Source organism: Winogradskyella sp., from assembly GCF_016744625.1.
In the GTDB taxonomy this organism is placed as follows: domain Bacteria; phylum Bacteroidota; class Bacteroidia; order Flavobacteriales; family Flavobacteriaceae; genus Winogradskyella.
This window is the reverse complement of record NZ_JADGDZ010000129.1, coordinates 1-7,188: the sequence shown is the minus strand read 5'-3', so window position 1 is coordinate 7,188 and position 7,188 is coordinate 1. Positions and strand designations below refer to the sequence as shown.

General features: G+C 31.0%; 5 protein-coding genes. 1 reads left to right on the top strand and 4 read right to left on the bottom strand.

Translation table 11 applies throughout. From position 1 onward, the window contains the following. Positions 1–1,017, bottom strand: a 1,017-nt coding sequence (locus QZZ53_RS16385) for a citrate/2-methylcitrate synthase (protein WP_296386698.1), incomplete at its 3' end; no start/stop codon positions are given. Between the two features lie 177 nt (positions 1,018–1,194). Here QZZ53_RS16385 and QZZ53_RS16380 point away from each other — a divergent pair. Continuing rightward, complete coding sequence (locus tag QZZ53_RS16380) at positions 1,195–1,953, top strand: DUF481 domain-containing protein (protein WP_296386696.1); 759 nt, start codon at positions 1,195–1,197, stop codon at positions 1,951–1,953. 3 nt (positions 1,954–1,956) lie between these two features. Here QZZ53_RS16380 and QZZ53_RS16375 read toward each other — a convergent pair whose 3' ends face one another. From QZZ53_RS16375 to QZZ53_RS16365, 3 genes are all read right to left on the bottom strand, one after another. Next, positions 1,957–4,536, bottom strand: a complete 2,580-nt coding sequence (locus QZZ53_RS16375) for a T9SS type A sorting domain-containing protein (protein ID WP_296386694.1) — start codon at positions 4,534–4,536, stop codon at positions 1,957–1,959. 183 nt (positions 4,537–4,719) lie between these two features. After that, the gene (gene eno, locus QZZ53_RS16370) at positions 4,720–6,012 is read right to left on the bottom strand and encodes a phosphopyruvate hydratase (protein WP_296386692.1); all 1,293 of its coding nucleotides are present in this window, start codon (positions 6,010–6,012) and stop codon (positions 4,720–4,722) included. A gap of 227 nt (positions 6,013–6,239) precedes the next feature. Then, positions 6,240–7,118, bottom strand: a complete 879-nt coding sequence (locus QZZ53_RS16365) for a hypothetical protein (protein ID WP_296386691.1) — start codon at positions 7,116–7,118, stop codon at positions 6,240–6,242. Positions 7,119–7,188: the final 70 nt, after the last annotated feature.

Here is a 7,188-nt window from a genome sequence, read left to right as displayed (position 1 = left end):
ATCTAAAATAGGATCTTCTACTCCTAAATCGCCAAGTACTTCATTAGCTGCTACTTTAATAATCTTCGCCCTTGGATCAAAGTTTTTATAAACACGATGTCCAAATCCCATTAAACGGAAAGGATCGTTTTTATCTTTCGCCTTAGCCATATACTTTTTAGTATCACCACCATCTTCTTTTATCGCTTCAAGCATCTCTAAAACTGCTTGATTTGCTCCACCATGCAAAGGTCCCCAAAGTGCAGAGATACCTGAGGCAAGTGATACAAATAAACCTGCATGAGAAGAACCTGTAATTCTCACTGTAGATGTAGAACAATTTTGCTCATGATCTGCATGAAGAATTAAAAGCTTATCTAAGGCATTTATTAAAATTGGGTTTTGCTCATATTCACTATTTGGACTCTTAAACATCATTTTTAAGACATTCTCAACATAGCCTAATTTGTTATCTCCATAATCTAATGGCAAACCATGTTTCTTACGCATTGTCCAAGCTACTAGAACAGGAAATTTACCAAGAATTCTAACAATAGAATTGTACATAGCCTCATCAGAATTTACATCTACTGAAGAAGGATAGAATGCTGTTAAAGCACTTGTAAGAGATGACAACACTCCCATTGGATGCGCAGATTTAGGAAATGCATCTAAAATCTTTTTTATATCATCATCAACAACTGAATGTGATTTTATATCATCATGAAATTTATCTAATTCCTCTTGTGTAGGTAATTCTCCAAATATTAATAAGTAGGCTACTTCTAAAAAATCAGCTTTTTCTGCTAGTTCTTCAATTGAATATCCTCTGTATCTTAAGATACCCTTTTCACCATCTAAAAACGTAATCGCACTTTCACAACTTCCTGTATTTTTATAACCAGGATCTATAGTTATCACTCCACCTGTGGCACCACGTAAACTCTTTATATCAATAGCGACTTCATTTTCTGAGCCTATAACTACAGGAAATTCATATTTTTCACCATTAATTTCGAGAGTAGCTTTATCTGACATATGTTCTGTTTGTTTTTTATTTTAAGGAATTCAAATTTACGAAATATCAAACGATTTCGAAAGTAGATTTATAACCGTTTTAACACTTCTAAAAAGTAAATAGTAATTGTTAGTTATTTTAAATTCACTATCTAAAAATTGACACTATTTTTGCAACATTATTTAACCTTAACCAAAATGAGAAGCGTATTTCTTTTTCTACTTATAGTATTCACAACATTCAGTATTTGTAATGCTCAAATTGTTAATGTAGAATCTTTAAGACGTGTTTCTGATTCTGCGAAATGGTCTGGCTCCGCAAGTTTAGATTTAGGATTAATAAAAAATACGAATTCTATATTTAGAATCACAAATCGCATTAGATTGCAGTACAATACAGGTAACAATCTCTACCTTTTTATTAATGATATTAATTTACAGAAGATTGAAGACAACTCTTTTGTAAATCGTGGCATTCAGCATTTTAGATATAACAGAAAGCTAAACAAACGTATAAAACTTGAAGCTTTTGCCCAAAGTCAATATGATGCTGTCTCAGCAATAAAGTTTAGAGGTTTACTTGGTATTGGACCGCGATTTAAATTGTCTAAAAATGAAAATTTTAGATATTATTTAGGCACACTTTTAATGTATGAGCATGAAGAGGCTTCGGAAAGTTCAGTGAAAATATTAAGAGATTTTAGAGGAAGCACCTACTTCTCTTGTAGCTTATATCCTTTAGAAAATGTTTCTATAGTTAGCACTACCTATTACCAACCTTTACTGAAGAAATTCTCTGATTTTAGAATTTCTAATGAAACGTCTTTAGCTTTCAAAATATTTAAAAACCTAGCCTTTAAAAGCTCGTTTACTTACAATTTTGATGCAAACCCTATTGCAAATATTCCTAAAACCCAATATGAGTTGACTAATGGGATTGTGTATTCGTTTGATTAAGCTCTAATTCTTTATTAACTGCTTAACATTCTTACCAAACTCGGTTTGTATTTCTAGGAAATATAAGCCATTAGAGTAATTAGAAATATTTAATGAATAGGTTAAATCGTCTATCATGGTTTCAAAAACTAGCCTAGACATAGCATCGTAAACCTTAATAGATTTCAAATTACTTTTTGATTTGAGAGTAACATTATTGTTTGAAGGATTAGGGAAAACTGAAATAGCATTTGCATTTTCAAATTCGTCAATTGATAAGACTTGAAAACTTGTTGTGGCAACATTTGTTTCAATAGGGAAATTAAAATCGAAAAATATCTCTGCTTTGTTTTCTACTGAGTCTCCAACACTCAATGTATTGTTTATTTTTATTTTATAAACGACATTCCCTTTTTCGTTTGGTCCTAAATTGATATTATCGAAAATAAATTCTATAGTATTATTTACAACTCTTGTTTGCATCTCATCAGACGCGTACATGATTTGTAAAGTACTTATATCAAAATTGGTATCATCTATAACATCTTTTATTACTACAAAAGTAGCAGCTGCTGTCCCAGTATTTTCAAAATTGATATTATAATGTAGATACTCTCCTATTTTATCTGGAGTTACAATATCTCCTTCTAGGCATGTAATATCATTTGGATCGTATGAACCAATAACTACTTGGTTGAGCTCAAACGTATTATCATTTGGTGTTTCATCGTCAGTTGTAGGATTGGCAGTTACTGTAAAATCTAAGATATCATCAATGTTTACAGCTGGTGTCTCCATTGGTGAGTTTACGTTAAAAACTACACCTATGGTTCTGCTTTCAAATGGGTTTAAATCTGTATAGTCCCAAGATAGGTTGCCTGATGTTTCAATAGCTGGTATTATTGAAGTTGATACTAAATCTAGGACACTATCATCATAAGAAAAATCTATACTACCAGAAAGGACTTGATTGCCTTTATTTTTATATACGAGTTGATACGAAGCATCAAAACCAGGTTGAGCAGGCTCAGTTGGCACAATTACTACTTCTACATCATTATGAATACCGTTTGCTGTAATACAGAAATCTTGGGTGATTGTATTATCTAAATCAGTGAAATCGATTGTTGGATTTACTGGTGAAGCATTAAAGAAATTAGGATTTTCGAACTCCGGTGTGAGTTGATAATTACCTGTTTCTGTGAAAAAGGTGTATTCTCCCGTTTGATTTGAAAAAGTAGAACCAGAAGATACACCATCGTCTAGGCGAACTCTTAAATTTGGAACATCATAATCAGAAACATCACAACCATTACTATCTGTATCTAAAGTAATATTGCCATAAATAATATTATGATCACCTCCAGGTATAAAAGTACAATAACTACTTATAGGGCCCTGATAATTAGTAAGTTCATTAAAAACTGTTATCTCTTCTTCATCCGCACATATAAACTCAATTGGGTTATTTGTGATGGACACGAATGCACCTGATGGATCCGTAATAAATGAATATCCACCATTTTTTAGGTTAATATTAGTAATTTGATTATTCGCACAGGACCACAATTCTAATTCGTTGTTATTACTTAAATCCAGTTCAGTTAATAAATTATCCATACAGGCAAAATGAGTGAGACTTGGTAATTGAGATAAATCCAAATCACTAACAAGATTGTTAGCACAATTAAAAAACCATAGGTTGGAACATTGACCCAATTCTAAATTTTGAATCTCGTTATTCTGTATACTAATAGACTCTAAATTATTGTTTTGTGATAAATCAAGAGCTGTAAGATTATTGTTACGACAATTCAAATCAATCAAATTTAGGTTTTGTGTTAAATCAAGAGTTGTAAGATTACTGTTATTACAATGTAATCTCTCCAGGTTTAAGTTTTGAGAGATATCAAGTGTTGTTAGTGTACTGCCACTATAATCTAAACTCAATAGGTTATCATTTTGCGTAATATCTAATGTTGAAAGATTATTTCCCCAAACAGTTAAGTGAGTTAAATTGACATTTTGTGTTACATCAAGGGCATTTAAACTATTGTCACTAGCTACAAGTAAACTAACCAAATTAAGATTTTGAGTTACATCGAGGGACGTAAGATTATTGCTACTAACTTTTAGACTCTCCAAATTGACATTTTGTGTTACATTAAGAGTTGTTATGTTATTATTTACAATATGCAAATTTTCTAGATTAATATTCTCAGAAACATCAAGGGTGGTAAGGTTATTATTACCAGCCCATAATGTCTTTAAATTAACATTTTGAGACAGATCAAGAATTGGGAGATCATTATCATAACATAATAAAGACTCTAAATTAGTGAATGCTTGAATTCCTGTTAAGTTAGATAAATTATAATTATTTATGAATAATTTAAAAATATTTAATGCCTCAGTCACTTCTATCTCTCCGTTATTGTTTGTATCAATTACTACTGGGTGATTATCAGAATTGACTGCAACGTTATTAGATGAGCTAGCTTGTAATAGAATTGCTTTAAAATTTGGATCTGGTATATCAACGATCTGTGCATGGATATTACCGGAGATAAAAACGCAAAATAAAAGTGAGAGAAGTGATTTCATAGTTGTTGGTTTATAGTATAGATGCTATTAAGTGGAAATGGTTGCGTCAAAAAAAGAAAAATATTAATAATTTTTTAACATTTACATTTTAAACAATAGTTAAAACAGCAGCAATTTTGTTACCCATAAAAAAACCTATTCAAATTAATGAATAGGTTTTTTTATATTTTATTATTGAGAATATTACTTCACCTTAAAGGCATTCAATCCAGGAAAATAAGCGATCTCACCTAATTCTTCTTCAATACGTAATAACTGATTGTATTTTGCCATACGATCACTACGCGATGCAGAACCTGTTTTAATCTGCCCAGTATTTAAAGCTACCGCTAAATCTGCAATGGTATTATCTTCTGTTTCACCAGATCTGTGAGACATTACAGATGTATAACCTGCATTGTGTGCCATGTTTACCGCAGCAATAGTTTCTGTAAGTGTTCCTATTTGATTCACTTTAATTAAAATAGAATTAGCAATGCCTTCAGAAATACCTCTTCCTAAACGCTCAACGTTAGTTACAAATAAATCATCACCAACTAATTGTACTTTATCACCAATTTGCTCAGTTAAGTATTTCCAACCTTCCCAGTCATTTTCGTCCATTCCATCTTCAATAGATATTATTGGATAGTTACGAGACAATTCTGCTAAGTAGTCTGCTTGTTCTTTACTTGTTCTTACTTTACCTGATTCGCCTTCAAAAATGGAATAGTCGTATTTACCGTCTTTATAAAATTCTGCAGCAGCACAATCTAAAGCAATCATTACATCATCACCTAAAGTATATCCTGCATTAGCTACAGCCTTTTTTATAGTATCTAATGCATCTTCTGTGCCTCCTTCTAAGTTTGGAGCAAATCCTCCTTCATCACCAACTGCTGTACTTAACCCTCTATCGTGTAATACTTTTTTAAGGTTATGGAAAATTTCAGTTCCCATTTGCATAGCATGTGTAAAGTTTTTAGCTTTTACTGGCATTATCATAAACTCTTGAAATGCAATTGGTGCATCACTATGAGAACCACCATTAATAATATTCATCATTGGTAATGGCAACGTGTTTGCAGAAACACCACCAACATATCTATATAATGGCATACCAACTTCATTTGCAGCAGCCTTAGCAACAGCAAGAGAAACACCTAAAATAGCATTAGCTCCTAATTTTGATTTGTTTGGTGTACCATCTAATTCAATCATTAATTGATCAATCGCATTCTGTTCAAACACAGAAACACCAAGTAATTCTTGAGCAATTATAGAATTTACATTTTCTACAGCTTTTAAAACTCCTTTTCCCATGTAAGTATCTCCACCATCTCTTAATTCTACAGCTTCATGCTCTCCAGTAGATGCACCAGAAGGTACTGCCGCTCTTCCCATTATTCCACTTTCAGTTACGACATCAACTTCTACAGTTGGATTTCCTCTAGAATCTAAAATTTGTCTTGCGTGTACATTAATTATAATGCTCATTATGTTTAGTTTTAGTTATCTTAAAATTTGATAGTTAAAAGGCTGAGATACTGAAAATATTTCAGCATGACAAACCTTTCAGGTTAGTCAAAATTACAAAAATCTATAGCTTAAAACAGAACAAAAATCATATTTATGATTAATCTTTACTATAATGTTTTCGTAACTAAAAAAACGCAATAAAAGATAACTTTTATTGCGTTTTTGATAACAGTCTTTCGAAAAGATTAGTTACTCAATTGGATATCTGACTTTTTATGTATCATTTCTATTTCACTAGACAACTCAATAAAGTAGCCTTTCTTTTTATTATCCAAGTCTTTGTAATATTTTATTGCATCTAAATAGTTTCCATATACTAAATCATCACTAAATTTAACAAATACTATGTCTTGAGAATAAAAAAGACTCTCAACTTTTTCTTTGTTTTTAAATTTTATGATTTTATCATTCTTCATATAACCTTTATTAGTCAATGTTATACAACTAAATGTTCTCCCTTCTAAAGCCTCCTCTATAGCATCTTTACTATCTGAATAGATTATATGTTGTGAATCAAAAAACCAACTTGTTGGAGGTGCAGGTGGTGGTGGAATATCTCCAAAACCTCTATTTATACTATCATTAAAACGTCTGTTCTTTTCTTGCTGTTTTTTTGTCAATATTTTCTTTGGTCTTTCAAGATGGTAAAACGATTGATGATTTGTCCAAGATATGCCTTTAAGTACATCTGCATCCTCAATAGAGTTCGTTTTATAATATAATCTCTCAAAATATGCACTAGCAAGTTGAGTTTTTATAATATCCACAATATAATAATCTGCCTTTTTATCTACATACAAGTTTATTTTTACTCGCATTTTAAAATGCTCTGGTAATTTATATCTCAAATAAGATAGCCTTTTAGCAATATTATAAACATTAATAGAATCTTTATCTAAAAATACATTGCTTTGATTGTCAACATATATACTAAAAAAAAGAGTTGTTGTATTTATTTTTATGTCATCGTCACCCTCTGGCAAGTCAATAGTGTCTATTTGGGCATTAATAACCCAAGAAAACAATAATGAATAAATAACCATAAATTGTATTTTAAACTTCATAAGCTAACATATCTTTTGGATAATACTGATTATCTCTAAAACTACTATCATCTAAGCCTTTAGTTTGTAC